Origin of the sequence: uncultured Azohydromonas sp., assembly GCF_937926365.1 — a bacterium.
Taxonomy (GTDB): Bacteria; Pseudomonadota; Gammaproteobacteria; order Burkholderiales; family Burkholderiaceae_C; genus Azohydromonas.
Window position 1 is genome coordinate 25,274 of the sequence record NZ_CALAOH010000216.1, and the last position, 26,896, is coordinate 52,169.

Annotated in this window: 18 protein-coding genes and 1 pseudogene; 8 read left to right on the forward strand and 11 right to left on the reverse strand. The window is 70.6% G+C overall.

The window, feature by feature from the left end:
* Positions 1-26 precede the first annotated feature (26 nt).
* Together Q0741_RS23855 and Q0741_RS23860 are read left to right on the forward strand one after the other, a co-directional pair.
* Positions 27-647: a YceI family protein gene (locus Q0741_RS23855; RefSeq protein ID WP_298235688.1), complete on the forward strand. Its 621-nt coding sequence runs from the start codon at positions 27-29 to the stop codon at positions 645-647.
* Between the two features lie 123 nt (positions 648-770).
* Positions 771-1,346 carry a YceI family protein gene (locus Q0741_RS23860; RefSeq protein ID WP_298235689.1) on the forward strand — a complete coding sequence of 192 codons (576 nt, stop codon included), beginning with the start codon at positions 771-773 and terminating at the stop codon, positions 1,344-1,346.
* A gap of 632 nt (positions 1,347-1,978) precedes the next feature.
* On the opposite strand, the gene Q0741_RS23865 is transcribed toward Q0741_RS23860, so the two are convergent.
* From Q0741_RS23865 to Q0741_RS23880, 4 genes are all read right to left on the reverse strand, one after another.
* Positions 1,979-3,847: an EAL domain-containing protein gene (locus Q0741_RS23865; RefSeq protein WP_298235706.1), complete on the reverse strand. Its 1,869-nt coding sequence runs from the start codon at positions 3,845-3,847 to the stop codon at positions 1,979-1,981.
* 5 nt (positions 3,848-3,852) lie between these two features.
* Positions 3,853-4,494: a YfiR family protein gene (locus tag Q0741_RS23870; RefSeq protein WP_298235690.1), complete on the reverse strand. Its 642-nt coding sequence runs from the start codon at positions 4,492-4,494 to the stop codon at positions 3,853-3,855.
* Between the two features lie 17 nt (positions 4,495-4,511).
* On the reverse strand, positions 4,512-6,476 hold the full coding sequence (locus Q0741_RS23875) for a TonB-dependent receptor (protein ID WP_298235691.1): 1,965 nt from the start codon (positions 6,474-6,476) through the stop codon (positions 4,512-4,514).
* A 131-nt stretch (positions 6,477-6,607) separates the two neighbouring features.
* Positions 6,608-8,656: an ATP-dependent helicase gene (locus Q0741_RS23880; RefSeq protein WP_298235692.1), complete on the reverse strand. Its 2,049-nt coding sequence runs from the start codon at positions 8,654-8,656 to the stop codon at positions 6,608-6,610.
* Between the two features lie 227 nt (positions 8,657-8,883).
* Between Q0741_RS23880 and Q0741_RS23885 the strand changes: the two genes are divergently transcribed.
* Positions 8,884-9,825, forward strand: coding sequence for an AEC family transporter (locus Q0741_RS23885; RefSeq protein WP_298235693.1), 942 nt, complete (start codon positions 8,884-8,886; stop codon positions 9,823-9,825).
* Between the two features lie 1,603 nt (positions 9,826-11,428).
* The gene (locus Q0741_RS23890; RefSeq protein WP_298235694.1) at positions 11,429-14,020 is read left to right on the forward strand and encodes a tetratricopeptide repeat protein; all 2,592 of its coding nucleotides are present in this window, start codon (positions 11,429-11,431) and stop codon (positions 14,018-14,020) included.
* A 179-nt stretch (positions 14,021-14,199) separates the two neighbouring features.
* Here Q0741_RS23890 and Q0741_RS23895 read toward each other — a convergent pair whose 3' ends face one another.
* On the reverse strand, positions 14,200-16,353 hold the full coding sequence (locus tag Q0741_RS23895) for a primosomal protein N' (RefSeq protein ID WP_298235695.1): 2,154 nt from the start codon (positions 16,351-16,353) through the stop codon (positions 14,200-14,202).
* Positions 16,354-16,603: 250 nt separating this feature from the next.
* Entirely contained in the window at positions 16,604-17,701 is a 1,098-nt protein-coding gene (hemE, locus tag Q0741_RS23900) for a uroporphyrinogen decarboxylase (protein WP_298235696.1), read from the reverse strand.
* Positions 17,702-17,797: 96 nt separating this feature from the next.
* Here hemE and Q0741_RS23905 point away from each other — a divergent pair, with 96 nt between their 5' ends.
* From Q0741_RS23905 to Q0741_RS23920, 4 genes are all read left to right on the forward strand, one after another.
* Entirely contained in the window at positions 17,798-18,460 is a 663-nt protein-coding gene (locus tag Q0741_RS23905; protein ID WP_298235697.1) for a LemA family protein, read from the forward strand.
* 7 nt (positions 18,461-18,467) lie between these two features.
* On the forward strand, positions 18,468-19,451 hold the full coding sequence (locus tag Q0741_RS23910; RefSeq protein WP_298235698.1) for a TPM domain-containing protein: 984 nt from the start codon (positions 18,468-18,470) through the stop codon (positions 19,449-19,451).
* Complete coding sequence (locus Q0741_RS23915) at positions 19,451-19,957, forward strand: TPM domain-containing protein (protein WP_298235699.1); 507 nt, start codon at positions 19,451-19,453, stop codon at positions 19,955-19,957. Before Q0741_RS23910 ends, Q0741_RS23915 begins: the two co-directional genes overlap by 1 nt.
* 319 nt (positions 19,958-20,276) lie before the next feature.
* Positions 20,277-21,071: a hypothetical protein gene (locus Q0741_RS23920; protein WP_298235700.1), complete on the forward strand. Its 795-nt coding sequence runs from the start codon at positions 20,277-20,279 to the stop codon at positions 21,069-21,071.
* 20 nt (positions 21,072-21,091) lie between these two features.
* Here the strand turns inward: Q0741_RS23920 and Q0741_RS23925 are convergent, their stop codons facing one another.
* From Q0741_RS23925 to Q0741_RS23945, 5 genes and pseudogenes are all read right to left on the reverse strand, one after another.
* Positions 21,092-23,014 carry a radical SAM protein gene (locus Q0741_RS23925; RefSeq protein WP_298235701.1) on the reverse strand — a complete coding sequence of 641 codons (1,923 nt, stop codon included), beginning with the start codon at positions 23,012-23,014 and terminating at the stop codon, positions 21,092-21,094.
* A gap of 216 nt (positions 23,015-23,230) precedes the next feature.
* Positions 23,231-23,647: a F0F1 ATP synthase subunit epsilon gene (locus Q0741_RS23930; protein ID WP_298235702.1), complete on the reverse strand. Its 417-nt coding sequence runs from the start codon at positions 23,645-23,647 to the stop codon at positions 23,231-23,233.
* An 83-nt stretch (positions 23,648-23,730) separates the two neighbouring features.
* Positions 23,731-25,134 (reverse strand): F0F1 ATP synthase subunit beta, encoded by a 1,404-nt coding sequence (atpD, locus tag Q0741_RS23935; RefSeq protein WP_298235703.1) that lies wholly within the window; start codon positions 25,132-25,134, stop codon positions 23,731-23,733.
* Between the two features lie 28 nt (positions 25,135-25,162).
* Entirely contained in the window at positions 25,163-26,041 is an 879-nt protein-coding gene (atpG, locus tag Q0741_RS23940; protein ID WP_298235704.1) for a F0F1 ATP synthase subunit gamma, read from the reverse strand.
* A gap of 37 nt (positions 26,042-26,078) precedes the next feature.
* Positions 26,079-26,896: pseudogene (locus Q0741_RS23945) on the reverse strand (F0F1 ATP synthase subunit alpha); the annotation flags it as partial.

The following is a 26,896-nucleotide window of genomic DNA, read 5'->3' on the forward strand; positions in this document are numbered from 1 at the left end:
CCCCCGAATTCCCGAGGATGCCTTCCATGTCCCTGCGTTCCCTGTCCCTGCTGGCCCTGGCCGCGGCGCTGAGCACCCCCGCCTGGGCCCAGACCGCGCCCAAGCCGGCCGCCAGCCCGAAGCCCGCCGCTGCCACATCCGCCGCGCCCGCGCAGCTGGTGGCTGCGCAGAGCGAGGTCGCCTTCACCAGCCGCCAGATGGGCGTACCGGTGGACGGGCGCTTCCGCCGCTTCGAAGCGCAGGTGCAGTTCGACCCCAAGAAGCCCGAGACCGCGCGCATCGCGCTGAAGGTGGACCTGGCCAGCATCACCATGGGCGCGCCCGAGAGCGAAGCCGAAGTGGTCAAGCCCGAGTGGTTCAACACCGCCAAGTTCCCGCAGGCCACCTTCACCTCCACCGCCGTGAAGGCGCTGGGCGGCAACCGCTACGAGGTCGCGGGCCAGTTCGCGCTCAAGGGCATCACGCGCGACATCGTGGTGCCGGTGACGCTGGCCGCGGCCGGCGCCAACACCGTCGCCACTGGCGGCTTCACGCTCAAGCGGCTGGAGCACCGCATCGGCGAAGGCGAATGGGCCGACACCTCCATGGTCGCCAATGACGTGGCGGTGAAGTTCAAGCTCACCCTCAGCGGCATCGCCCCGCTCTGACCCCCGCAGGCCCGCACCACCGCGGGTCCCGCACCGGTTCTCGCGCGCCGGGCGCTGCCCGCGCGTGCCCCTGCAGTACCTGCGATCCCCCGCAATCCCAACCAGAACCCGCAAGGAGTCCCCATGAAGAAGATCCTCGCCCTGGCCGCTCTGGCCGCCACCACCGCGGCCACCGTGCTGCCCGCGCAGGCCGCCACCTACGCCATCGACCCGACGCACACCTTCGTCACCTTCGAGTTCCCGCACTTCGGCACCTCGACCAACCGCGGGCGCTTCGACAAGAAGGAAGGCACCGTCGAGTTCGACCGCGCCGCGCGCACCGGCCGCGTGGAGCTGACGCTGGAGACGGGTTCCGTCAGCAGCGGCGTCCCCGCCTTCGACAAGCACCTGCGCGCCGACGACTTCTTCGCCTCCGAGCAGTTCCCCACCGCCAAGTTCGTGGCCGACAAGTTCACCTTCGACGGCGACAAGGTCACCGAGGTGGCCGGCCAGCTCACGCTGCGCGGCAAGACCAACCCGGTGGTGCTCAAGGCCAACCGCTTCAACTGCTACCAGAACCCCATGCTCAAGCGCGAGGTCTGCGGCGGCGACTTCGAGACCACGCTGCAGCGCAGCCTCTGGGGCGTGAACTGGGGCCTGAACATGGGCGCGCCCGACAACGTGAAGCTGGTGATCCAGGTCGAGGCCATCAAGCAGTAATGCCTTTTTGGTCCGTGCGCGCCCGCCTCCGCGGGTATGACGGGCTGCATGAAATCGCCGCGCCGTCCCCAGGCTGCGGGGCTTTTTCATGGGCCACCCGGCCTCCCCAAGTTGGTGCCTTAGGTCGAATCGGGGATTGAGGCAAGCCGCGTTCCTTCCTCCGGAATTCGCCACTCACTCGGGGTCCGGCCGGCCGCAAGGTCTGCCTTCACCGCATAAGCTTCCTCGCATGGATTCCTTTGAACTCGGAATGGACCGGAGGACAGAACGATGAGCGACCAAGGTTGGGTGCGATTCGCCGTCGCGTTGGCGGCACTGGGACTGCTGCTGGTGCAATCCCTCACGAACTGACGGACCGGTTCAGGCATTTGCCGAGGGGTCCGGCTTCACGGCCGGACCCCTCGGCGTTTGGGGAGGCTGGCGGGCCGGTATGGCGTCCAGGGCTCGCCGGCCTGACGGCCCGTTCGCACTGAGGTATCGAAGTGCGAATCCGCAAGGCAGAGGTGGCTGCACCCCGACAGGGGCCGTTCATCCTTCGATCCGGCCAACGGCCGGACCCTGCCCTGAGGTATCGAAGGGTCAGGACGAACGGAATACGGGTTTGGAAAATCGATGAACCCCGTACCAAGGACTCAACACGCCGGCTCGGCCCGCCCTTGCCCTTCCTGCGCCGGCGACGGCACCACCACCCCGCCGTCGCGCAGCAGCGCGGCCATGCGCCGCGGCGGCAGCGGGTGCGACAGGCAGAAGCCCTGGAACAGGTCGCAGCCCAGCGCCAGCAGCCGGCAGCGGTCCGCCTCGCGCTCCACGCCCTCGGCCACCACGCGCATGCCCATGGCATGGGCCACCCGCACCATGGTCTCCACCAGCAGCGCGGCATCGGCGCGGTCGGCCACGCCGTCCACGAAGACGCGGTCGATCTTGAGCTTGTCGCAGCGCAGCCGCAGCAGGTAGGCCAGCGAGCTGTAGCCGGTGCCGAAGTCGTCGATCGCCAGCGCGTAGCCGCGCGACTGCAGCGCCCGCACCACGGAGACGGGGCTGTCCAGGTCCTCGAACACCGTGGACTCGGTGAGCTCGAATTCCACCTCCCGCGGCGTCAGCCGCAGGGTGTGCAGCTGCTGCAGGAAGCGCTCGCGCTGCGCCTCCTGGCGGCACTGGTGCGAGCTCAGGTTCAGCGCCACCGGCGGGCAGTGCAGGCCCTCGTCGGCCCAGGCGTCCAGGTCGAGCCGCAGCCGCTTGAGCAGCACCAGCCCCAGCTCGCCCACCAGCCCCGCCTCCTCCAGCACCGGAATGAACTGCCCCGGCGGCACGGGACCGCGCTGCGCGTCCTGCCAGCGCGCCAGCCCTTCCACGCCCTGCAGCCGGCCGTGGCCGTCGAACAGCGGCTGGTAGGCCAGCGTGAATTCCTCGCGCGCCAGCGCCAGGCGCAGCGCCTGCGCCAGCTCGCGGCGCTCGCGCTGCGCCTCGCCCAGCGCCGGGGTGTAGCGGCTCCACGCGCCCTTGCCGGCATGCTTGGCCTGGTACATCGCCATGTCGGCGCAGGCCAGGGCGCCCTCGGCCGTGGCGGCATCCTCGGGCAGCAGCGCCAGGCCCACCGACACCCCCACCTTCAGCGACACGCCCTCGTGCTCGATGCGCCGCGGCAGCACCTCGACGATGCGCTGCGCCACGCTGCTGGCGATGCGCTGGTCCACCGGCGCGCGCAGCAGCAGCGCGAACTCGTCGCCGCCCAGGCGCCCGACCTCGTCGTGCGAGCGCACCAGCGACTGCAGCCGCTGCGCCACCGCGCGCAGCACCGCGTCGCCCGCGGCATGGCCGCGGGTATCGTTGATGAGCTTGAAGTCGTCCACGTCCAGGCACATCAGCGCCGCCGGCGCACCCGAGGCCGCCACGTGCGCCAGCTCGGACGTGAAGCGCTCGCGGTTGGCCAGGCCGGTGAGCACGTCGTGGTGCGCGAGGTAATGCGTGCGCGCGTCGGCCGCGCGCACCCGCGCGCGCTGGCGGCGCGAGGCCAGCGCCACCACGCTCAGCGCCAGGGCCATGATCAGCACCGCCGCCAGCATCACCGAGGCCAGGCCGCGCCACGTCGGCGCCCGGAAGGCCCGCACCCGCAGCTTGCCCACCACCGGACCGTTGTCGCCCGACACCGTCACCTCGGTGGCGAGGGAGCCACCGTGGCGCTCCAGCCAATCGGGCGCCGCGGCGCGGCGAAACTCCGCCAGCGTGTGTCCGTCGCTGCGCAGCAGCTGCGCCGAGGCCACCGCCGGCGCGGCCTCGAAGGCCGCCAGCAGCACGCGCGCCTCGGCCGCGTCATCGAACAGCAGCGCCGCCGCCGTGGTGCGCCCCACCAGCTCGGCCTGCGTGCGCAGCGCCTCCTGCTGGCGGTGGTCGAGCTGCAGGTACTCGAACAGCCCCAGCAGCAGCGCCACGATCAGCATCGCGGCACAGGCCAACAGCGTGTCGCTGCCACGGCGCAGCAGCAGCCCCGGCCCTTTCACCACGGCCTTCAAGGCAAGCCCTCCATGTGCACGAAGCGCGCCAGGCGCAACAGCCGCGCGTTGATCTCCAGCCCCGCGCGGCGCGCCGCCTGCAGATCCACGTCGAAGACGATGCGTCCCTGGAGCGGCTGCAGGTTGAGCGTGACGCCGCGCTCGGACAGGCCGTGGCTGTCGCCCACCCACAGCAGCCCGCGCGGCGCCGGCACGGGCAGCAGCACATCGGCGCCGACGTAGGCGACATGGCAGCCCGCCACGGCCGCAGCCGGCAGCGCCAGGGGGGGCTTCGGCCCGGCCGTCGTGCTTGCGACCGTGCCGCTGCCCGCACCGGCGGTGCCACCCGCGCTGCTCGTGACCACTGCGCGGCGCAGTTCCACGTGCCGCCCGTTGAGCTCGCGGTGCTGCCACTCGCGCAGCTCCTCGGCCAGCGGTCCGGGCGACAGCAGGCACAGCTGCAGCGTCTGCGCGGGGCCGGCCTCGCCCGGCCAATCGACGAACTGCAGCGCGCGCCACAGGATTTGCGCCTTGAGTTCCACCTCCGGCAGCGGCTGCGCCCGCGCCGCCGTCACCGCTGTCACCGCCAGCAGCGACAGCAGCAACAACGGCAGCAGCAGCACGGCCAGGCCCGGAAAGCGGATGGAGGGCAACGGCATGGCAGTGCGGCGCGCGCTCAGAAGGCCTGCTGCCAGTCGATCTCGATGCGCCGGCGCTCGCGCGGGAAACGCGCCAGCGCCACATCCGGCGCGGCCGGGTCCCAGGTCCGGGCATCGAAGAGGTTGAGCACGCGCAGCGCCAGCGTGTTGTCCGGGCGCGGCTGCCAGCGCAGCACCGCGTCCAGCGTGGTCAGCGAGGGCACGTTGGACGCGCGCCGGCCCAGTGCCTGCCACTGCAGCGCGGCGGACCAGGCCGGCCGCGGCAGCGGCAGCAGCAGGTGGCCCTTGAAGATCCAGCGCGGCGAGTTGCCGAGCGCGCCCTGCGCCGATTTCGCCTTCTGCAGCGACACCGAGGTGCGCCACTGCACGCTCGCGCCGAGCAGCCCTTGCGCCTCCAGGTCCAGGCCGTGGCTGTGCACGTGCGACAGGTTCCGGTACTGCGACGCCTGGTCGCTCACAGGCACGAAGTCGATGAGCTCGCTGAACCGGTCGCGGTAGAGGTGCAGCGCCACGCGGCTGCGCGTGCCCACGGCGCGCTCCCAGGCCAGCGCCACCGTCTGCACGCGCTCGGGCCGCAGCGCCGGGTTGGGGATCTGCGAAGCCCCGTCGTCGTCATAGAAGCGCTCGGCCAGGTTGGGCACGCGGAACCCGTGCCCGAACAGCAGCTTCAGCGCCTCGTGCTCGCTGGGCCGCATCACCAGCGCCAGGCGCGGCGAGAAGGCCGGGTCGAAACCCTGCACCCAGTCCATGCGTACGCCCGAGGTCAGCGACCAGCGCTCGGACAGCCGCCAGTGGTCCTGCGCGTACACCGCGCCCTGCTTCTGCGTGTCGTGCCGGTCCAGGTAGAAAACCAGCGGAGCCTCGTCGAAGTTTTGCTGGCGCGCGTTGTAGATGCGCCGCGCCTCGGCCCCCAGCGTGAGCTCGTGGTTGATCCAGCCGCGCCACTGCAGCCGCGTGTCCAAGCCGGCCCAGTTGCCGCCCACGGCGTCGCGGTTGATCAGCGGCACCAGGGTGTCGTACACGTAGCGCCCGTCGAAGGTGCTGCGCGAGAGGTTCATGCGCACGGCGGCGCGCCAGTCGTCCACCCAGGCACCATCCCAGGCCAGCTCGGCGAAGTGGTAGCGGTCGGTGAAGCGGGTGCCGGGCACGCCCGGCGGCGTGTCGTAGGGGGCCGTGGCCAGGTCCTTGACACGCTCCTTGCTGCCCAAGGTCAGGCGCCAGCCCCCAAGCCGCGCCTTGGCGAACAGGCTGTGGTAGCGCGTGCCGTCGAGCCCGGCCACGCGGCCGTCGGGCGCGGCGGGGCCGACGAGTGCCGGGTCCTGCAGCGTTTCGCCGTCGCTGCGGTGCAGCGCCAGTCCGATGAAGAGGTCCGCCGCGCCCGCGTGCCAGCCGTGGCTCAGCACCGCGTCGCGCGTGTTCCAGGAGCCCAGCCCGGCGCGCAGGCGCAACCCCGGTGCGTCGCGCCCGTCGAGCGTGACGGCGTTGACCACGCCCAGCAGCGCGTTGCCGCCGTAGACGGAGGAGGCCGGCCCGCTGACCAGCTCCAGCCGCTTGACCCAGTCGGCCACGATGGGGAACTCCCAGTCCGGCAGCGCCTGGTCGTAGACGGCGTCGTTGACGCGGTAGCCGTCGATGCTCATGAGCAGCCGCGCGTTGTAATCGCCCGGGCGGCTGAAGCCGCGCAACCCGACGGTGCCATAGCCACGGTTGGAGCCGAGGTAGATGCCGGGCAGCCGCTCCAGCATCTCCGCCAGCGTGCGGTGCCCCAGGGCCGCGGCCTCGGCGCGGGTGATGGCGCTGACCACCGCCGCGGCGTCCAGCGCCGACTCCAGCTGGCGCGAGGCGCCTTCCACCTCGGTCCCCAGCAACGCCTCCAGGTCGCGCAGCGCCTCGGGCGGCTGCGCCGGCGCGGTTTGCGCACCGGCTGCGGCGGCGGCCAGGGCCAGCAGCCAGACCGCGGATCGGGGGAACAGCGAAGTCATGAAGTCGTCGGCGGCACACGGCGCCGCCTGCAGGCAATCGAACGGAACGTCCGTTCATCGGCCGCGCGACGCCGGGCTTGAGCGCGATCACCCCCTGGATTTCCCCTGCGCGGCATGCGCCGCGCAGCAAATCACACCGGTGCCTGGGCCGTCTTCGCCGCGAGCTGCGCACGCAGCTTCTTCAGCCGCTCGCGCGGGTCTTCCTTGGTGGCGGACTCGTTGAGCTTCATCTCGGCGATGAAGCGGCTGGGCAGCGCCTGCACCGTCTCGCGCCCGCGCTTGCGCCGGCGCAGCACGCTCACCGCCAGCACGCGGCGCGCGCGCGTGATGCCCACGTACATCAGCCGCCGCTCCTCTTCCAGCCGCTCCGGGGTCATGTCCTCGTCCTCGCTGCGGAAGGGCAGCAAACCCTCGTTGACGCCGGCCAGCACCACGTGCGGCCACTCCAGGCCCTTGGAGGCGTGCAGCGTGGAGAGCGTCACCACGTCCTGCTCGGTGCCACGCTCGGCCAGGCTGATGATCACGCTGATGCTCTGCGCCACCTCCAGCACCGTCTTCTTCTCGCTCTCGAAGGTGCCGCCCTCCTGCGTGATCTCGCCGCCACAGCGCCGCGCCACCCAGTCCACGAAGTCCATCACGTTGTTCCAGCGCGCCGCGGCCAGCTTCTCGCTGTCCTCGCCGTCGTGCAGGTGCTTCTCGTAGCCGATGTCGGTGAGCCACTCCAGCAGCAGCTTGCGCGCGTCCTCGTTGCCGCTGGTGTGGCGGGCGCGGTACTCGAACTCGTTCACGTAGCGGCCGAACTCGTGCAGGCCGTCGATGGCCTTGCGATTCAGCGCCGTGGGCAGGCTCTCGGCGAACAGCGCCTCGAACATCGAGAGCTTCCACTTGCCGGCGAACTCGCCCAGGTTGGCCAGCGTCTGGTGGCCGATGCCGCGCTTGGGCGTGGTCACCGCGCGCAGGAAGGCGGGGTCGTCGTCCTGGTTCACCAGCAGCCGCAGCCAGGCGCACAGGTCCTTGATCTCGGCACGGTCGAAAAAGCTCTGGCCGCCGGAAACCTTGTAGGGAATCTGCGCCGCGCGCAGCTTCTGCTCGAACACGCGCGCCTGGTGGTTGGCGCGGTAGAGGATGGCGAAGTCCGCGAACTTCAGGTCCGGCCCGCCCTGGGCGCGGATGCTCTGGATGAAGGCCACGGCGCGCTCGGCCTCGTGCTCCTCGCCGTCGCACTCCAGCAGCCGCACCGGCTCGCCGTCGCCGAGCTCGCTCCAGAGCTTCTTCTCGAACAGCTTGGGGTTGGCGGCAATGACGTTGTTGGCCGCGCGCAGGATGGCGCCGGTGGAACGGTAGTTCTGCTCCAGCGGGATGATCTTGAGCTGCCGGAAGTCTTCGGGCAGCCGGCGCAGGTTCTCGATGGTGGCGCCGCGCCAGCCGTAGATGCTCTGGTCGTCATCGCCCACGGCGGTGAAGTGGCCGCGCCGGCGGTCGTCCGGGTGGTCCACCAGCGCCTTGAGCAGTTCGTACTGCACCGAGTTGGTGTCCTGGTACTCGTCCACCAGCACGTGGCGGAAAGTCTCCTGCCACTTCAGCCGCGCCTCCTCGTCCTTGAGCAGCAGTTTCAAGGGCAGCCCGATGAGGTCGTCGAAGTCCACCGCCTGGTAGGCAGCCAGCCGTTCCTCGTAGAGCTTCATCACACGGGCGACGAGTTGCTCGTCGGCACTGGTGGCCGCCGCCATGGCCTGGTCGCTGTTGAGACCCTGGTTCTTCCAGAGGCTGATGGTCCACTGCCACTGGCGCGCGGTCTTGTTGTCGGTGCTGCCGCCCACGTCGCGCAGCACGCCCAGCACATCGTCGGCATCCAGGATGGAGAACTGCGCCTTGAGCCCCAGCCGCTGCCCGTCCTCGCGCAGCATGCGCACGCCCAGGGAGTGGAAGGTGCTGACCACCAAGTCCTTGGCCGCGCGCGGCCCCACCAGGCCCTTGGCGCGCTCGCGCATTTCCTGGGCCGCCTTGTTGGTGAAGGTGATGGCGGCGATCTGCCTGGGCTCCAGCCCGTGCTGCAGCAGCCGGGCGATCTTGTGCGTGATCACCCGCGTCTTGCCCGAGCCCGCCCCGGCCAGCACCAGGCAGGGACCCGTGAGGTGGTGGACGGCTTCGAGCTGGGCGGGATTGAGGGTGTCGGCCATGGGGCAGGTGCGCGGCGGCGGGGGGTCGGAAAAGCGGGCGCGCATGATAGCCACGCCCCACCGCGACCGAGCCCAAGTCCGACACCGCCGCGGCGGCGGCCGCGGCAGGCGTCACGCCGCCGGCCGGCATGGTGTAGGGCGCCGCACGCCGCCGCCGTCCCGCCGCGTGGTTCGCGGCGCCCAGCCCCGGGCGGTGGGCCCGGACCCGGCCGCCATACTCGCCGCCCATGCAAACGATCCTGGGCATCACGCTGCCCTTCTTCGCGCTGATCCTGTGCGGCGGCGTGGCGGCGCACCGGCGCTGGCTGCCGCCGGCGGCGGTGCCGGGGCTCAACGTCTTCGTGCTGTATTTCGCCCTGCCCTGCATGCTGCTGCGCTTCGGCATGCGCATCCCGGTGCGCGAACTGCTCGACCCGGCCGTGCTGCTGCTGTACGCGGCCTGCACGCTGGCGGTGGTGCTGGTGGCGCTGCGCTGGGCCGGCGCCCGGCTGCCGGCGCCGGACGCTGCCTTCGGCGCACTGGTGGCGGGCTTTCCCAACTCCGGCTTCATCGGCGTGCCGCTGCTGGTGGCGCTGCTGGGCGACGCGGCGGCGGGCCCGGTGATCGTCTCCCTGCTGGTGGACCTGACGCTGACCTCCTCGCTGTGCATCGCGCTGGCGCAGCAGGACAAGAGCGACTGGCGCCGGCTGCTGCTGCGCCCGCTGACCAACCCGCTGCCCTGGGCCATCGCCGTGGGCGCGCTGCTGTCGGCGCTGCAGTGGCGGCTGCCCGGCCCGGTGGACACGCTGGTGCGCATGCTGGGCGACGCCGCCAGCCCCGTGGCGCTGTTCACCGTGGGCGCGCTGCTGGCGCTGTCCCCGCCCGCGCATGCCGGCACGCAGGGCGTACTGCCCAGCGTGGCGCTGAAGCTGCTGCTGCACCCGGCGCTGCTGTGGGTCATGGGCAACGCGGCGATCGCCCTGGGGATTTCCCTTGATCGCAACGCCCTGGTGGCGCTGACCCTGGCCGCCGCGCTACCCAGCGCCAGCAACGTCACGCTGCTGGCCGACCGCTACGGCGCCGATGCCGGCCGCGTGGCGCGCATCGTGATGATTTCCACGGTGCTCGCATTCCTCAGCTTCACCACCCTGGCCTGGAATTTCGGGGCCACTGCGAGCGGGCTGAAATAACTTCGACATACCCGCCGCCGCCGCTATGGCCACGGGCCCGCACGCCTTTCCCGCAAGGGCTTTGGGCCGCGGGCCGGGCAACCTGCCCGGCGCGTGAGCTTCGAGCACCAAGTGCTTGAGCCGTGGTGCTTTTCCCCACCTGTCCACCGGAGCTGTGGACAACTTTGTGGGCAAGCTGGCGATGGCGCCTCCAAGTGCTTGATTCCATGGGTCCATGGCCCCGTGTCCACTCTCGGGGCAAGCGCATACACCCCATATGGATCAAAGACTTAGCACCGCCTGAAAACAGCACGGACACGACTGTTCCAGGACGGTTGCAGCACCCACGCCTCGGCCCGTGCTGGGGATAAATCCAGCGACACTAGAGAGGGCGGCCCCGGGAATATCGGCCACCGCGTCGGCGGAGTTTCCGAATATGGGCCGTGGTGCCGGCCTGCCCTTCTTTTTCGGGTCCTCGGCGTGGGTGGCGCGGCGAGTTATTCAAAGGCCCGCGCCTGTACACCGAAACTGTGGACAAGTCAGTGAGCAAGCTGCCGATGAGGGACTTAAGTGCTTGATGGGCATGGCTCCAAAGCCATCTGCACATTTTTTGATCAACCGCGACCTTGCCCATGCGAATCAAGCACTTAGCGCACACGGGACAGTGGAAAGGCGGGAGGCCGGTATTTTCCGAACAGCGCTGGGCCTAGAGCCGAAACGGTAATTCGCATCGCCCGAATGACGGTGCAACTGTAACGAGCACCCACGCCACTTGTATTCTCCCGCCGCCGCGCGCCGCCTGTGGACAACTTTGTGCGCAAGCTGCAGAAGAGTGGTGCAAGTGCTTGTCATCACAAGGCGGTGAACGCTCGCATGCGCACTGTGCAGAGCTTCGATAAATGTTATGCATCAAGGATTTACAAGCACCCCGCCGCCCCACGGAGGTGCGCTGTACGCGGCCAGCAGCGCGCCCGCACGCGAATTTCGGGGTGGGGACAAAACTGTTTGTCAAGGCCTGCGGGAACGTCCAGCACGTCGCGGTTTTGGTGTCAAGCCGTTGCCGCGGCGGCCGTTCTGTGACACCAGCCTCATGCGCCGCCTGAAGGAAAGCGTGCAAGCGGCTGATTAGGCGCTGCTTTTTCCACTCTTCCACCGAATCTGTGGATAACTCTGTTGTCAAGCTGCTGGGCAGTGGCCCAAGTGCTTGATTCACCATGGCGGCGCGGCCGCTGCACACGTATGAGGCAGCTTCCGCCCAGCCAGCCGGTGGCCAAGAGGCCCCTGGGCCGCCGCTACAGCCGGTTGCCAAACTTTCTGGCGGCGAAGGGCCTGTCTCACCCTGGCACCGGGCAACGGCGTGCGCCGGGCGTGGAATTGGGCTTGCAATGGTGCCGCCCCTCGCGACGCACCGGCTCTTCGGTCTCTTTACGCATCCCGTCCTTGTTCCTGCGGAGCACGGGCGAAGGCGCCTCGCGGGCGTTGTCTAATCAAGAAAGCGGGCGGCTGAGAGCAGACGCCCGCTTCCCGTTTCCCCAATTCCTTGAACTCTCCCGTCCCGTCAACGAGCAGGGTAAGACCGGGCGGTGAACCGCGAGCCTTGGACCAGCGGCTTGCGAAGAGAACCATGTCCAGCCCCCATTTACGAGTCTTCCTGTCCGCCGTGCCGGCGGAATTCCAGAGTTACCGCGATGCGCTGCGCGACGGCCTGGTCAGCCCGGACCTTGGCCTGAAGGCGCAGGAGGATCCCGGCACCAGCGACACCGGGACGCTGGACCTCCTGGACCTGCTGGACGAGCACATCCGCCAGTGCGCGCTGGTGCTGCACCTGGTGGGCGACATGACCGGGGACACGGCGGGGCTGTTCTCGGGGGCGCTGATGCATGTGCGCTACCCGGATTTCGGCCAGCGCTTCCCGGTGCTGCAGCCCTTCCTGGCGGTGGACGGCCCATCCCTGCCCTACGCGCAGTGGGAAGCCTGGCTGGCGCTCTACCACGGCAAGCGGCTGCTGATCGCGGTGCCGGAGTCCGGGGCCCCCAGGGATTCGATCCATGTGGACAACCCGCGGCAGCAGGCGCTGCAGCGGGCGCACTTGGCGCGGCTGGCGGCGCTGGGGCGGCATCCGCAGGTCTACTTCGCGTCGCCGCAGCGGCTGGTGGAGCAGGTGTGGGAAGCCGGGCTGCTGGACCTGCTGCTCGAGGCGGGACGGATGCGGCGCGTGCACGCGCTTCCCGGCCACAGCCTGGGCGCGCTGTTCAGGGGCCGTGACGACCTGATGGAAACGCTGGCGCGACGCTTCGGCGCGGTGCCCCGGCGCACGGACGGTCCGGCCACCGCGCTGGCGCTGACGGGTCCGGTGGGCGTGGGCAAGACGCGGCTGGCGCTGGAGTACGCCTGGCGCCGCCAGGGCGAGCACCCGATGCTGCTGCTGGTGGACGCCGGCAGCCCGCGGGCGCTGCGGCACCAGCTTGCGGCGCTGTGCGGCCCCGCGGCGCTGAACCTCGCCGAGCGGCACGAGCCGACGCAGGAGCGGCGGCTGGCGGCGGTGCTGGCCTGGCTGCGGCGCCAGCCCGGGTGGCTGCTGATCCTGGACGGCGTGGACACGGCGGAGGCGGCCGAAGCCGTCGAGGCGCTGCTGCCGCAGTTGGCCGGCGGGCACGTGCTGGTGACCGGCTGCGCATCGGGCTGGGGCGAGGCGGTCCAGGCGCAGCCCGTGGACGCGCTGTCCCCGGCGGCGGCGGCGGAATTCCTGCTGCTGCGCACGCAGGCAGGCCGGCAGGTGCAGCCGGACGACGAGGCGAGCGCTTTGGCGCTGGCCGCCGAGCTGGAGCAACTGCCCCTGGCGCTGGAAATGGCCGGGGCCTGCATCGCGCATCGGCGGTCGAGCCTGACGCAGTACCTGGTGCAATGGGGGTGGCACCGCGACGAGGCGCGGGCCTGGTTCGATGCGCGGCGGTCGCACTGTCCCGCCGCCGTCGCGATCGCGTGGCAGGCCTCGTTCGGGCTGCTGAACCCGCCCGCGCGGCGGCTGCTGCAGCGGCTGGCCTGGCTGGCGCCGGCGCCGATTCCGCAGGCGCTGCTGGACGTGGCGCCGCCGGGGCGGGCGGATGACGAGGGCGATCCCGGGGACGCGCTGGCGGAGCTGGCGGCGTACTCGCTGGCGGTGCGCGACGGCGACCGGCCCGTCTTCACGCTGCACCGGCTGGTGCAGGAGCTGACGCGGCGGCAGCAGGGGCCGCGGCGGGCCGGCGTCGCGGTCACGCGGATGTGGCGTTGGCTGGCACGGCGTTTCCCGCGCGCGTCCGGACACCGCCGCTGGCGCGGCGTACCGGCCGCGAGCGCCCTGCCGCAGGCCCTGGGCTGGATTGAGGACGCTGTCTTCCTGGGCGATCCGATGGACGCGCGCGGCTGGCCGCTGCTGGACCTGCTGGCGCCGCACGCGTTGGCCGCCATGCACTGGGCCGACGAAGCCGGCATGGCGGGCGCGACGGGCGGGCTGCTGGGCCAGACCGGGATGCTCTTCTACGCCCAGGCACGCCACGCCGAGGCCGAGCCGCTGATGCGCCGTGCCGTGGCCGTGGCCGAGGCCGGCTTCGGCCGGCAGCACCTGCGGGTGGCGACGGCCCTCAACAACCTGGCGCAGTTGCTGCAGGACACGCAGCGCCTGGACGAAGCGGAGACGTGCATGCGCCGCGCCCTGGCCATCGACGAAGCCCGCCTGGGCCGGGAGCACCCCGGCGTGGCGCTGCGCCTGAACAACCTGGCCCTGCTGCTGAAGGCCGCAGGCCGCCCGGCCGAGGCCGAGCCGCTGCTGCGCCGCGCGCTGTCCATCGACGAGGCGCGCCTGGGCCAGGGGCACCCGGCCGTGGCGCGCGACCTGGGCAACCTGGCCGCGCTGCTGAAGGCCACGAACCGCCCGGACGAAGCCGAGCCGCTGCTGCAGCGGGCCGTGGCCCTGGCCGAGGCCGGCGCCGGCCCGGCGTCCGTGGAGGCCGCGATCCCCCTGGGCAATCTGGCGCTGCTGCTGCACCACGTCCGCCGCCTGGACGAGGCCGAGCCGCTGATGCGCCGCGCGCTGGGCCAGTTCAGCGCCAGCCTGGGCGCTGGGCATCCGTACGCCAGCACCGTGCGGCGGCACTACACGGCGCTGCTGCGGGAGCAAGGGCACGGGGAAGAGGAGATCGAGGCGGCGCTGGCGGAGTTGGGCGCGGGAGAGTAGGCGGGGAAGCAGGCCAGAGGAAGGCTGCACAGCGTTGGCCATGAGCCCCCGTTCCGCCTACTACCTCGTCATCCCCGCCTGCGCGGGCATGACGAAGTAGACGGGCAGCCACCTGTGCTTCGTCCTGCCTGGAGCCTCTTCCTCGGCACAGGGCAGCTGCGCGAAAGCCGCTCTCCCCCTCAAATCCCCAGCGGATCCACATCCACCGCCCAGCGCAGCACCCCCTTGTGCACCGAGCGCAGCCCGTGCAGCACCGGCAGCCACTGCGCCAGCAGCCGCTGCAGGGCCGCGCGCGAGGGCGACTCCAGCAGCATCTGCATGCGCTCCACGTCCGCCACGCGCGCCACCGGCGGCGGCACGGGCGGGTAGATCAGTACTTCCGCCGCCTCGGCGAAGTCGCTGGCCCGCGCCGCCGCGTCCTCCAGGAAGGCCGCCGCCGCCTCCGGCGTGCGCGCCTCCGCGCGCAGCAGCGCCAGGTGCGTGAAGGGCGGCAGCCCCGCCATCTCGCGCTCCTGCAGCTGCGAGGCGGCGAAGCTCTCGAAATCGTGCCGGCGCAACGCGGCGTAAAGGGCATGCGTGGGATGCCAGGTCTGCAGCCACATCTGGCTGCGCGCGGCCTGGCGCGCGTCGCGGCCGGCGCGGCCCGCCGCCTGCATCAGCAGCGCGAACAGCCGCTCGGGCGCGCGGAAATCGCTGGCGAAGAGCGCGCTGTCCGGGTTCACCGCCGCCACCAGCGTGATGCGCCTGAAGTCGTGGCCCTTGGCGATCATCTGCGTGCCCACCAGCACGTCCACCTCGCCGGCATGCACCTCGGCCAGCCGCGCCTGCAGCGAGCCGGCGGCGCGCGTGGTGTCGGCGTCGATGCGCGCCACGCGCGCCTCGGGCAGCGCCTGCGCGATCTGCTCCTCCAGCCGCTCGGTGCCCCGGCCCAGCGGCTGCAGGTCCAGGTTGCCGCACTGCGGACAGGCGCGCGGCACGCGCTCGGTGAAGCCGCAATGGTGGCAGCGCAGCGTGCGGTCGCTGCGGTGGAACACGCGCCAGGCGCTGCAGTGCGGACAGCCGCTCTTCCAGCCGCATTCGGTGCAGTGCAGCACCGGCGCGTAGCCGCGGCGGTTCAGGAACAGCAGGCTCTGCTCGCCCAGCGCCAAGCGCTCGCGCAGCGCGTCCACCAGTTGCGGCGACAGCGCCACCGTCACGCCGTGCGCGCGCGGCAGCAGGTTCATGTCCACCAGCCGGACCTCGGGCAGCGCGCCACCGCCGATGCGCTGCGCCAGGTCCAGCCGCCGGTACTTGCCTTGCAGCGCGTGCTGCCAGCTCTCCAGCGAGGGCGTGGCCGAGCCCAGCAGGACCGGCACGCGCTCCAGCCGGGCGCGGTAGACGGCCAGGTCGCGCGCGGAGTAGCGCGCTCCTTCCTGCTGCTTGTAGGAGGGGTCGTGCTCCTCGTCCACGACGACCAGGCCCAGCCGCGGCAGCGAGGCGAACACCGCCAGCCGCGTGCCCAGCACCAGGTCCGCCAGCCCCAGGTGCGCCAGCAGCCAGTTTTTCAATCGCTGCGCGGGCGTCAGGCCGCTGTGCAGCGACACCAGCCGCCGCCCCTTGAAGCGCTCGGCAAAGCGCGCCTCCAGCTGCGGCGTGAGGTTGATCTCCGGCACCAGCACCAGCGCCTGCCGCCCCGCCGCCAGCGTGTGCGCGGCAGCCTGCAGGTACACCTCGGTCTTGCCGCTGCCGGTGACGCCGTGCAGCAGGTAGGTGCCCTCGGCCGCGCCGGTGACGGTTTCGACGGCGGCGCGCTGCGCCTCGGTCAGCGGCGGCGCCTCGGCGCCGGACGGTCTTGTCGTTTTCGCCGTTTCCGCGTCCGCCGCCGCGGGTGGCACCTCTGCCGAATTTGCCGACTCTGCCGATTCGCCTTCGTCCTCAGCCTCGTCGTCCGCCGCCGCGGTGCCCTGCTCCACCGCCTTGCGCAGCCGCGTGATGCGCCGCGCCAGCTTGGTGTCGTCGAGCTTGCGCAGTTCCGGCGGCAGCACCGACAGCGCCACCTCGCCCAGCCCGCGCTGGTAGTAGGCGGCCGTGAAGGCCACCAAGCGCCGCCACGCGGCCGACAGCGGCGGCAGCGCGTGCAGCACGTGCGCCACGGGACGCAGCGCGGCCTCGTCCAGCGCGGGCGACGCGGGATCGGGCGGCGGCGCGTCCCACACCAGACCCGGCACCTCGCGCCGGCCCAGCGGCACGCGCACCAGGCTGCCGGGCGGCAGCGGCTCGCCCAGGTAGTCCAGCAGGCCACCCAGGCCGCTGTACTGCGGCGCCTCGACGGCCACCGCCAGCCGTTCAGTCATGCGTTCCAGACAGGCTGTGGATAACTTTGTGGGAAAGCTGCGCGCCGCAGGTTCACAGGCTGTGCGCAGCCGGGGCATTCACCGTACCGCAACCTGCAACACGGAGAAATTCATCAATCAGATCAACGGTTTAACGCTATTCCGCGGTATCCGGCCAATCCGAAATGATGCTTTCGGCAGCTCCAGATCGCAGAGCTGATTTGGTGGACAAGTCAAGCCCTGCGAATCAAAAAACGGCTGCAGATTGCGTTCAGGCCGGCGCGCGCAGGCGGCGCGAGTGCGCGTGCACCGTGTCCACCAGCACCTTCACGTGCTCCGGCGGCGTGTACTGGCTGATGCCGTGGCCCAGGTTGAACACGTGGCCGCCGAAGCCGCCATCGGCCCGCTGCGGGTTGCCGAAGCTGTCCAGCACGCGCTTGGCCTCGGCCTCGATGGCCTCGGGCGGGGCGAACAGGACGTTGGGGTCCAGGTTGCCCTGCAGCGCGACGCGGTCGTCCACGCGGCGGCGCGCCTGCGCCAGGTTCACGGTCCAGTCCACGCCCAGCACGTCGGGCACGGCGTCGCCGCCGAGCATGTCCTCCAGCCACAGGCCGCCGCCCTTGGTGAAGACGATGTGCGGGATGCGCTGGCCCTCGTGCTCGCGCTTGAGCTGCCGCAGCACGCGCTGGGTGTAGGCCAGGCTGAACTGCTGGAAGGCGCCGTCGGCGAGCACGCCGCCCCAGCTGTCGAACACCATCACCGCCTGGGCGCCGGCCTCGATCTGCGCGTTCAGGTACGCCGCCACGGTATCGGCGTTGAGGGACAGGATGCGGTGCATCAGGTCCGGGCGCGAATACAGCATGGACTTGACCAGCCGGTAGTCGTCGCTGCCCGCGCCTTCGACCATGTAGCAGGCCAGCGTCCAGGGGCTGCCGGAGAAGCCGATCAGCGGTACGCGGCCATTGAGCGCCTTGCGGATGGAGCTGACCGCGTCGAAGACGTACTGCAGCTTGGCCATGTCCGGCACTTCGAGCTTGGCCACGGCCGCCTCGTCCCGCACCGGGTGCGCGAAGCGCGGGCCCTCGCCGGCGGCGAAGCTCAGGCCGAGGCCCATGGCATCGGGCACGGTGAGGATGTCGGAGAACAGGATCGCGGCGTCGAGCGCATAGCGCTCCAGCGGCTGCAGCGTCACCTCGGTGGCGAAGGCCGGGTTGGTGGCCAGCCCCATGAAGCTCCCAGCCTGCGCACGCGTGGCGCAGTACTCCGGCAGGTAGCGCCCGGCCTGGCGCATCAGCCACACGGGCGTGTGTTCGGTGGGCTGGCGCAGGCAGGCGCGCAGGAAACTGTCGTTGGCAAGCGGTGCGGTCATCCCGCGATTATCCCGCCCCGCCATCCCCCGTCCGGGTGCGCCACATGCTGGGATAGCATCCCCGGGGAATCCCATCACGGAGGAACGGATATGCGCATGCGCTGGCTTCTGGCCTGTCTCGCCGCCCTGCTGCTCTCGGGCTGCGGCTACAACCAATTCCAGGTCCTGGACGAGCAGACCAAGGCGGCCTGGGCCGAGGTGCTCAACCAGTACCAGCGGCGCGCGGACCTGATCCCGAACCTCGTCAACACGGTCAAGGGCGAGGCCAACTTCGAGCAGGAGACGCTGACGCGCGTCATCGAGGCCCGCGCCAAGGCCACCAGCGTGCAGGTCACACCCGAGACGCTGAACGACCCGCAGGCGCTGCAGCGCTTCCAGCAGGCGCAGGGCGAGCTCTCCAGTGCGCTGTCCAGGCTGCTGGTGGTGAGCGAGCGTTATCCGAACCTGCGCGCCAACCAGGGCTTCCAGGACCTGCGCGTGCAGCTCGAAGGCACGGAGAACCGCATCACCGTGGCGCGCAACCGCTACATCAAGACCGTGACCGACTACAACGTGCTGGCGCGCAGCTTCCCCACCAACCTCACGGCCATGGTCTTCGGCTACCAGCCCAAGGCCAGCTTCACGGTGCAGAACGAGGCCGAGATCTCCCGCCCGCCCAGCGTGGACTTCGGCACCCCATCGCGCAGCACCCCGCCCGCGACGACCACGCCCACGGCGCCGACGGCGCCCTCGCTGCCGGCCAGCCCGGCCTCGCGCTGAGGCGGCCATGGAGCGCCGCCCCTGCGCTGCCGTCCTGCCGGGCCCGGGGCGGGCGGCGCTGACGCTGTTCACGCTGCTGGCCCTGCTGTGCGCGCTGCTGCTGCCACGCCCGGCCGCGGCGCAGGACGTGCTGCCGGTGCCCGCGCTCAGCGGCCGCGTCATCGAGCAGACCGGCACCCTGGGCGCCGGGCAGCGCCAGGCGCTGGAGGCGCGGCTGGCCGAGCTGGAACGCGAGACCGGCACGCAGCTGGTGATCCTGATGGTGCCGACCACGATGCCGGAGGACATCGCCGCCTACGCGCAGCGCGTGGCCGACCAGTGGAAGATCGGCCGCCGCGACGTGGGCGACGGGCTGCTGCTGGTGGTGGCCAAGAACGACCGGCGCGTGCGCATCGAGGTGGCCAAGGCGCTGGAGGGCGCGATTCCGGACCTGGCGGCCAAGCGCGTGATCGACCGCGCCCTCACGCCCGCCTTCCGCGCCGGCGATTTCGCGGGTGGATTGAGCGCGGCGGTGGACGAGCTGGCCGAGCTGGTACGCGCGGAAAAGCTGCCGGCGCCGGCCTCCTCGCCCGACGGCTGGAGCGGCGCGCACTCGGGCTCGCCGCGCGACGCCGAGCGCGGGCTGCAGCTGGAAGACCTGGGGCTGTTCTTCTTCATCGGCGTGCCGGTGATCGGGGCGGTCTTGACCGGCGTGCTGGGCCGCAAGCTGGGCTCGGTGGCCACCGGCGGCGCCGCGGGCGGATTGGCCTGGCTGTTCGGCGGCAGCCTGGTGCTGGCCATCGCCGCGGCCGTGCTGGCGCTGGTGCTGGTGGGCGTGCTGGGCATCGGCTCCTCGGGGCATCGTGGGCGCGGCGGCCGGGGCGGACCGCCGATCATCTTCCCCGGCGGCGGCTGGGGCGGTGGCGGCGGGAGCTGGGGTGGCGGCGGGGGCGGCTTCAGCTCCGGCGGCGGTGGGGATTTCGGTGGCGGCGGCGCCTCGGGGAACTGGTGATGAACCGACTGACGCGGTTGTTGAAGCACCGCCTCTTCGACGAGGCCGACGCGCACAAGGCGCTGGACGACGCGGCGCTGGAGCGCATCGGCGAGCGCGTGCGCGAGAGCGAGAAACACCACAGTGGCGAGATCCGCGTGTGCGTGGAGGCGGGGCTGCCGCTGTCCTACCTGTGGCGCGGCGCCAGCGCGCGGGAGCGGGCGGTGGCGATGTTCGGCAAGCTGCGCGTGTGGGACACCGAGGCCAACAACGGGGTGCTGATCTACCTGCTGCTGGCAGAGCACGCGATCGAGATCGTGGCCGACCGCGGCATCGACCGGCACGTGGGCGCGCAGGGCTGGCAGCGCATCCTGGAAGGCATGCGCGCGCAGTTCCACGACGGGCACTTCGAGGCCGGGCTGCTGGCGGCGGTGGAGGCGGTGGATGCGCTGCTGGTGCGGCATTTCGCGCTGCAGCCGGGGCAGGTGAATCCGAACGAGCTGCCGGACGCGCCTTGGAGAGTGTGAAGAGGCACGGCTCAACGCCGCAGGACGAAGCACGGGCGGCATCCTGATTGACTCGTCATTCCCGCGCAGGCGGGAATCCAGGCGGCCCCACGCCAGAGCGAAGCCAGAGCGTAGCGAAGCGAACCTGAAATCAACGGCGCGCCATGCCATCTGCTGACGGCCGGCTTGGGGACCGCCTGGACTCCCGCCTTCGCGGGAGTGACGAAGTAGGGTGCAAGCAGGCTCGGCTTGCGAGATGCCTCGGGTAAGAAAACCCGCAACCTATCGGTGGCTCGCCGGTACAAGCCCACAACGCCGTGCGACTTCGTCATCCAGCTCCGTGAACACCCGTCCCTTCTTCAATCTCGCCTTCCTCCGCCCCCTCGCCCTCCTTTTCCTGCTGGCCTTGCTCCAGGGCTGCTCCGTCCTGCAAGGCGGCAAGCTCTGGGCGCCGCAGGCCTTCGGCTTCGAGCGCATCGCGCCGGACCTGTACGTCGAGGCCGGCGCCGACGCCGCCACCCGCGCCCGGCTGCTCGAAGACCGCAGCCAGGCCGAGGCCGCCGTGCGCGCCGCTTTCGGCAGCGTGTTGTCCCGCCCCGGCGTGCATGCCTGCGTCACCGAGCACTGCTACGAGAGCTTCGGCGGCCGGGGCTCCACCGCCAAGGTCTATGGCGACCGCATCCTGCTGTCCCCGCGCGGGCTGGACCGGCATTTCCTGGCCCACGAGTGGACCCATGCCGAGATCCACAAGCGCCTGGCGCTGCACGCCTGGTGGAGCCTGCCGCGCTGGTTCGATGAGGGACTGGCGGTGGCGGTCAGCGAGGCGCCCGCGCATTCGCAGGCGCACTGGCAGCAACTGCTGGCGGCCGGCATCCGGGTGCCCACGCCGCGCGAGCTGCGCGCCATCAGCAGCTTGTGGCGCTGGGAAGCGGCCGTGCACAAGTACGGCGATGGCGGCAACGCCCAGCGCCGCGCGCGGGGCGAGCCGGAGCTCCAGCCGCTCTACACCGCCGCGGGACAGGAAGTACGCCCGTGGCTGAAGGCGCACGGCACACCGGGGCTGCTGGCGCTCATCGCGGGCCTCAACGCCGGCGAGCCTTTCGAGGCTCTCTACGACGCCACCGCGGCGCCCTGACGCGGCGCTGCCCGGCGCGCTCAGCCGCCCGGCTGCTCCAGCGCCCGCCGGATGAACTGCTTCGGCACCGTGGGCTTCGGCACGCGCACGTCAAACCAGCTGCGCACGTCGGCCTCCACCAGGTTGCCGTGCATGAAGTTGTAGATGGCCTTCTTCAGCGCCCGGCCCAGCGCGTCGTGGTCGGTGCCCGTGGGGTCGATGAAGCCCACGTCGTTGCGGGCGAATCCGCCTTCGGGCACGGGCTTGAGCTTGATCCCGAACGCGTCCGGGTTCCGCCCCACCGGCGAATGCACCGTGCAGGCGAAGCGGTGGAAGAAGCCGGAGTGGATGCAGCCGTTCTCGAACAGCTGGCGCACATACTCCAGCGCGTCCACCGTGTCCTGCGTCGTCTGCGTGGGGAAGCCGTACATCAGGTAGGCGTGCACCATCACGCCGGCATCGGCGAAGGCGCGCGTCACGCGCGCCACCTGCGCCACCGACACGCCCTTGTTCATCAGCTTGAGCAGCCGGTCCGAAGCCACCTCCAGGCCGCCGGAGATCGCGATGCAGCCGCTCTCGGCCAGCAGCTCGGCCAGCTCCGGGGTGAAGGTCTTTTCGAAGCGCACGTTGCCCCACCAGGAGATGCGCAGGTCGCGGCGCAGCAGCTCCGTGGCCAGTGCCTTGAGCGCCTTGGGCGGCGCGGCCTCGTCCACGAAATGGAAGCCGGTCTGCCCGGTCTCGTTGACGATGGCCTCGATGCGGTCGGCCAGCACGGTGGCTTCCGCGCCCTCGTAGCGCGCGATGTAGTCCAGGCTCACGTCGCAGAAGCTGCACTTCTTCCAGTAGCAGCCATGCGCCACGGTGAGCTTGTTCCAGCGCCCGTCGCTCCAGAGCCGGTGCATGGGGTTGAGCATGTCCAGCAGCGACAAGTAGTCCCGCACCGGCAGACCGTCCCAGGTGGGCGTGCCGACCTCGGCGAAGGGGACGTCCGGCTCGGGAAAGTTCACGTAGCGCACCGCGCCGTCGTCGCGCACGTAGGTGCGCACCAGGCGCTGGCGCGAGCGCTTCCCTTGCAGGTGCTCCAGCAGGGCCAGCAGCGGGCGTTCGCCGGCGTCCAGCGTCACGAAGTCCACGTGGTCGAACAGGCGCGGCTCCTTCAGCTCGCGCAGCTCGGTGTTGACGAAGCCGCCGCCCAGCACGACAGCAACGCCCGGCCGGGCCGCCTTCACCACCTGCGCGATGCGCAGCGCGCCATACACCGAGCCCGGGAAGGGCACCGACAGCAGCACCACGTCGGGCTGGTGCTTCTCCAGCGCCTCCAGCGTCAGCTCGCGCAGCGTGTCGTCGATCAGGTTCGGCGGCGTCGCCAGCGCGTCGGCCAGGCCATCGAAACTGGCCTGCGCCGCCGCCAGCGACTCGGCGTAGCGCACGAACTCGAAGCGCGGGTCGATGGCCTCGCGCAGCACGTCCGCCAGGTCGTCCAGGTACAGCGTGGCCAGGTGCTTGGCGCGGTCCTGCAGCCCCAGCGCGCCGAAGGCCCAGCCCAGGGGATCGCCCTCCTCGTCCCCATACACCTCCAGCGCCTGGAAGCGCGGGCCTTCGGGCAGGAAGCCGCGTGAGGCGATGCGGTGCGCCAGCGTCGGGTCACAGCCCTGCAGGAACGCGAGGGTGCGGTCCGCCGTGCCGGCGTAGTCGTCGAAGCGCTCCAGGAAGGCCTGCACGCGCGGCGTGCGCTTCTTCGGTGGCACCGCCTCGATGGCCGCGCGCAGCCGCCGCAGCCCGGCGCCCGACAGCAGCCGCAGCACGAGCTTCAGGGCCAGGTCGTCCTGCGCCGCCGCGATGCCGCGGCCGCGCAGGAAGCCGGTGAGGTAGGCGGTGGACGGGTACGGCGTGTTGAGCTGCGTCATCGGCGGGATGAGCGACAGCACGCGCGGGCCGGCGGCGGATTCGGGCTGGGCGGACATGGGGCGTGGGGCCCGTTCGCCCTGAGCTGGTCGAAGGGCCGTGACCTGCACGGCGGCAGGGCTTCGACGGGCTCAGCCCGAACGGGAGTTGAAGCGGAGGGTCGCGCAATGGCGCGCGGCCGCCAGTAAACACGAAGCCCGCCGGGCATGCGCCGGGCGGGCTTTTGGATTCGGCGGGCGCCGCAGCAGCGGCGCTCCCGGCGGGCCTGGGAAGGCTTACTTGCGGCGGAACTTGCGCAGCGCGGCAAGCTGGGCCGCCATGGTGGCGAACTCGCTCTGGGCGGCGGCGAAGTCGATGTCGCTCTTGGCGTTGCGCATCGCCTCTTCGGCCAGGCGCTTGGCCTCGTTGGCCTTGGCCTCGTCGAGGTCATGGCCGCGGATGGCGGTGTCGGCAAGCACCGTGACGCCACTGGGCTGCACCTCCAGGATGCCGCCGGCGACGAACACGAACTCCTCCTCACCGTTGTCGGCGCGCTCGATGCGCACCGCGCCGGGCTTGATGCGGGTGATCAGCGGCGTGTGGCGGGGCAGGATGCCCAGCTCGCCGTTCTCGCCCGGCAGCGCGACGAACTTCGCCTCGCCGGAGAAGATCAGCTCTTCGGCGGAGACGACGTCGACGTGAATGGTTGCCATGTGCGGGGTCCTTGATGCGAAAAGGAAGAGGCTGCGTCGTGGAAGCAGCGGCCGCTACCGGGAGGTTGCGGCCGCGACGACCATCACGACGCCAGCTTCTTGGCCTTCTCGAAGGCCTCGTCGATGGTGCCGACCATGTAGAAGGCCTGCTCGGGCAGGTGGTCGCACTCGCCGGCCACGATCATCTTGAAGCCGCGGATGGTTTCCTTCAGCGGCACGTACTTGCCCGGCGAGCCGGTGAAGATTTCGGCCACGTGGAAGGGCTGCGACAGGAAGCGCTGGATCTTGCGGGCGCGGGCCACGGTCAGCTTGTCCTCGGGGGCCAGCTCGTCCATGCCCAGAATGGCGATGATGTCGCGCAGTTCCTTGTAGCGCTGCAGGATGCCCTGCACCGAACGCGTCGTCGTGTAGTGCTCTTCGCCGATGACGTTGGGGTCGATCTGGCGCGAGGTCGAGTCCAGCGGGTCCACGGCCGGGTAGATACCCAGCGAGGCGATGTCACGCGACAGCACCACGGTGGCGTCCAGGTGGGCGAAGGTCGTGGCGGGCGACGGGTCGGTCAAGTCATCCGCAGGGACGTACACGGCCTGGATCGAGGTGATCGAGCCCACCTTGGTGGAGGTGATGCGCTCCTGCAGGCGGCCCATTTCCTCGGCCAGCGTCGGCTGGTAGCCCACGGCGGAAGGCATACGGCCCAGCAGGGCGGACACTTCGGTACCGGCCAGCGTGTAGCGGTAGATGTTGTCCACGAAGAACAGCACGTCACGGCCCTCGTCGCGGAACGACTCGGCGATGGTCAGGCCGGTCAGGGCCACGCGCAGACGGTTGCCCGGCGGCTCGTTCATCTGGCCGTACACCATGGCCACCTTGGACTTGGACAGGTCCTCGTCCACCACCACGCCCGACTCCATCATCTCGTGATAGAAGTCGTTGCCCTCGCGGGTACGCTCACCCACGCCGGCGAACACGGACAGACCCGAGTGCGCCTTGGCGATGTTGTTGATGAGCTCCATCATGTTCACGGTCTTGCCCACGCCGGCGCCGCCGAACAGACCCACCTTGCCGCCCTTGGCGAACGGGCAGATCAGGTCGATCACCTTGATGCCGGTTTCGAGCAGTTCCTGCGACGGCGACAGCTCGTCGTAGGCCGGGGCCTTGCGGTGGATGGAGGCGGTGAGCTCCTGGCTCACGGGGCCGCGCTCGTCGATGGGCGTGCCCAGCACGTCCATGATGCGGCCCAGGGTGGCCTGGCCCACCGGCACCATGATCGGGTTGCCGGTGTTGGTCACCATCATGCCGCGGCGCAGGCCGTCGGACGAACCCAGGGCGATGGTGCGCACCACGCCGTCGCCGAGCTGCTGCTGCACTTCCAGCGTCAGGGCCGAGCCTTCCATCTTGAGGGCGTCGTACACCTTGGGCATCTGGTCGCGCGGGAACTCCACGTCCACCACGGCGCCGATGCACTGAACAATCTTGCCTTGTGCCATTTGTATTTCCTTGAATTCAACGAATCGGTCAAACCGCGGCGGCGCCGCTGACGATCTCGCTCAGCTCCTTCGTGATCGCGGCCTGGCGGGTCTTGTTGTAGACCAGCTTGAGCTCACCGATCAGGTTGCCGGCGTTGTCGGTGGCGGCCTTCATGGCCACCATGCGTGCGGACTGCTCCGAGGCCATGTTCTCGGCCACGGCCTGGTACACCAGGGCCTCGATGTAGCGCGTGAGCAGCTCGTCGATGACGGTGGCTGCATCGGGCTCGTAGATGTAGTCCCAGCCGCCGGCCTGGCGCTCGGCGGGGGTCTGCTCCAGGCGCGAGGCGGCCAGCGGCAGCAGCTGCTCGACCACCGGCTCCTGCTTCATCGTGTTGATGAACTTGGTGTAGCAGAGGTACACCGCGTCCACCTTGCCCTCGACGAAGGCGTCAAGCATCACCTTGACCGGGCCGATGAGCTTCTCCAGCTGCGGCGTGTCGCCGAGCTGCGTCGCGTGCGAAACGACCGGAACGTTGATGCGGTTCAGGAAGCTGAAGCCCTTGTTGCCGATCGCAACCGCCTGCACCTTCACGTTCTCGCTCTGCAGATCACGCATCTTGTTCGTGATCGCGCGCAGCACGTTGGTGTTGAGGCCGCCGCACAAGCCCTTGTCGGTCGTCACGACCACGAAGCCCACCGCCTTCGCGGAGCCTTGCGCGCGCATGTAGGGCGAGCGGTACTCCGGGTTGGCCTGGGACAGGTTGGCCGTGATGTTGCGAATCTTGTCGGCGTACGGACGCGCAGCGCGCATCCGTTCCTGCGCCTTGCGCATCTTGGAGGCGGCGACCATTTCCATGGCCTTGGTGATCTTCTTGGTGTTCTCCACCGACTTGATCTTGCCGCGTATTTCCTTGCCTACCGCCATGGACGGGCTCCTTCTCGGACTTGTGCTATGGCGGGACTCAGGCGAACGACTTCTTGAACGCGGCCACGGCAGCGGTCAGCTGGGCTTCCGCGTCCTTGTCCATCGCCTTGTCGCTCTCGAGCTTGGCCAGCAGCGGGGCATGGCTGGTCTTCAGGAACTGGTGCAGACCGCTCTCGAAGGCCAGGATCTTCTTGACGTCCACGTCGTCCATGTAGCCCTTGTTGACCGCGAACAGCGTGGCGGCCATCAGGCTGATGGGCAGCGGCTGGTACTGCGGCTGCTTGAGCAGTTCGGTCACGCGGGCGCCGCGGTCGAGCTGCTTGCGGGTGGCTTCGTCCAGGTCCGAGGCGAACTGCGCGAACGCGGCCAGCTCACGGTACTGCGCCAGGTCGGTACGGATACCGCCGGACAGGCCCTTGATCAGCTTGGTCTGGGCGGCACCACCGACGCGCGACACCGAGATACCGGCGTTGATGGCGGGGCGGATACCGGCGTTGAACAGGCTGGTTTCCAGGAAGATCTGGCCGTCGGTGATCGAGATCACGTTCGTCGGCACGAAGGCGGACACGTCGCCTGCCTGCGTTTCGATCACGGGCAGCGCGGTCAGCGAACCGGTCTTGCCCTTGACGGCGCCGTTGGTGAACTTCTCGACGTAGTCGGCGTTCACGCGGGCGGCACGCTCCAGCAGACGGCTGTGGAGATAGAACACGTCGCCGGGGAAGGCTTCGCGGCCCGGGGGACGGCGCAGCAGCAGCGACACCTGGCGGTAGGCAACGGCCTGCTTGGACAGGTCGTCATAGACGATCAGCGCGTCTTCGCCGCGGTCGCGGAAGTACTCGCCCATCGTGCAGCCGG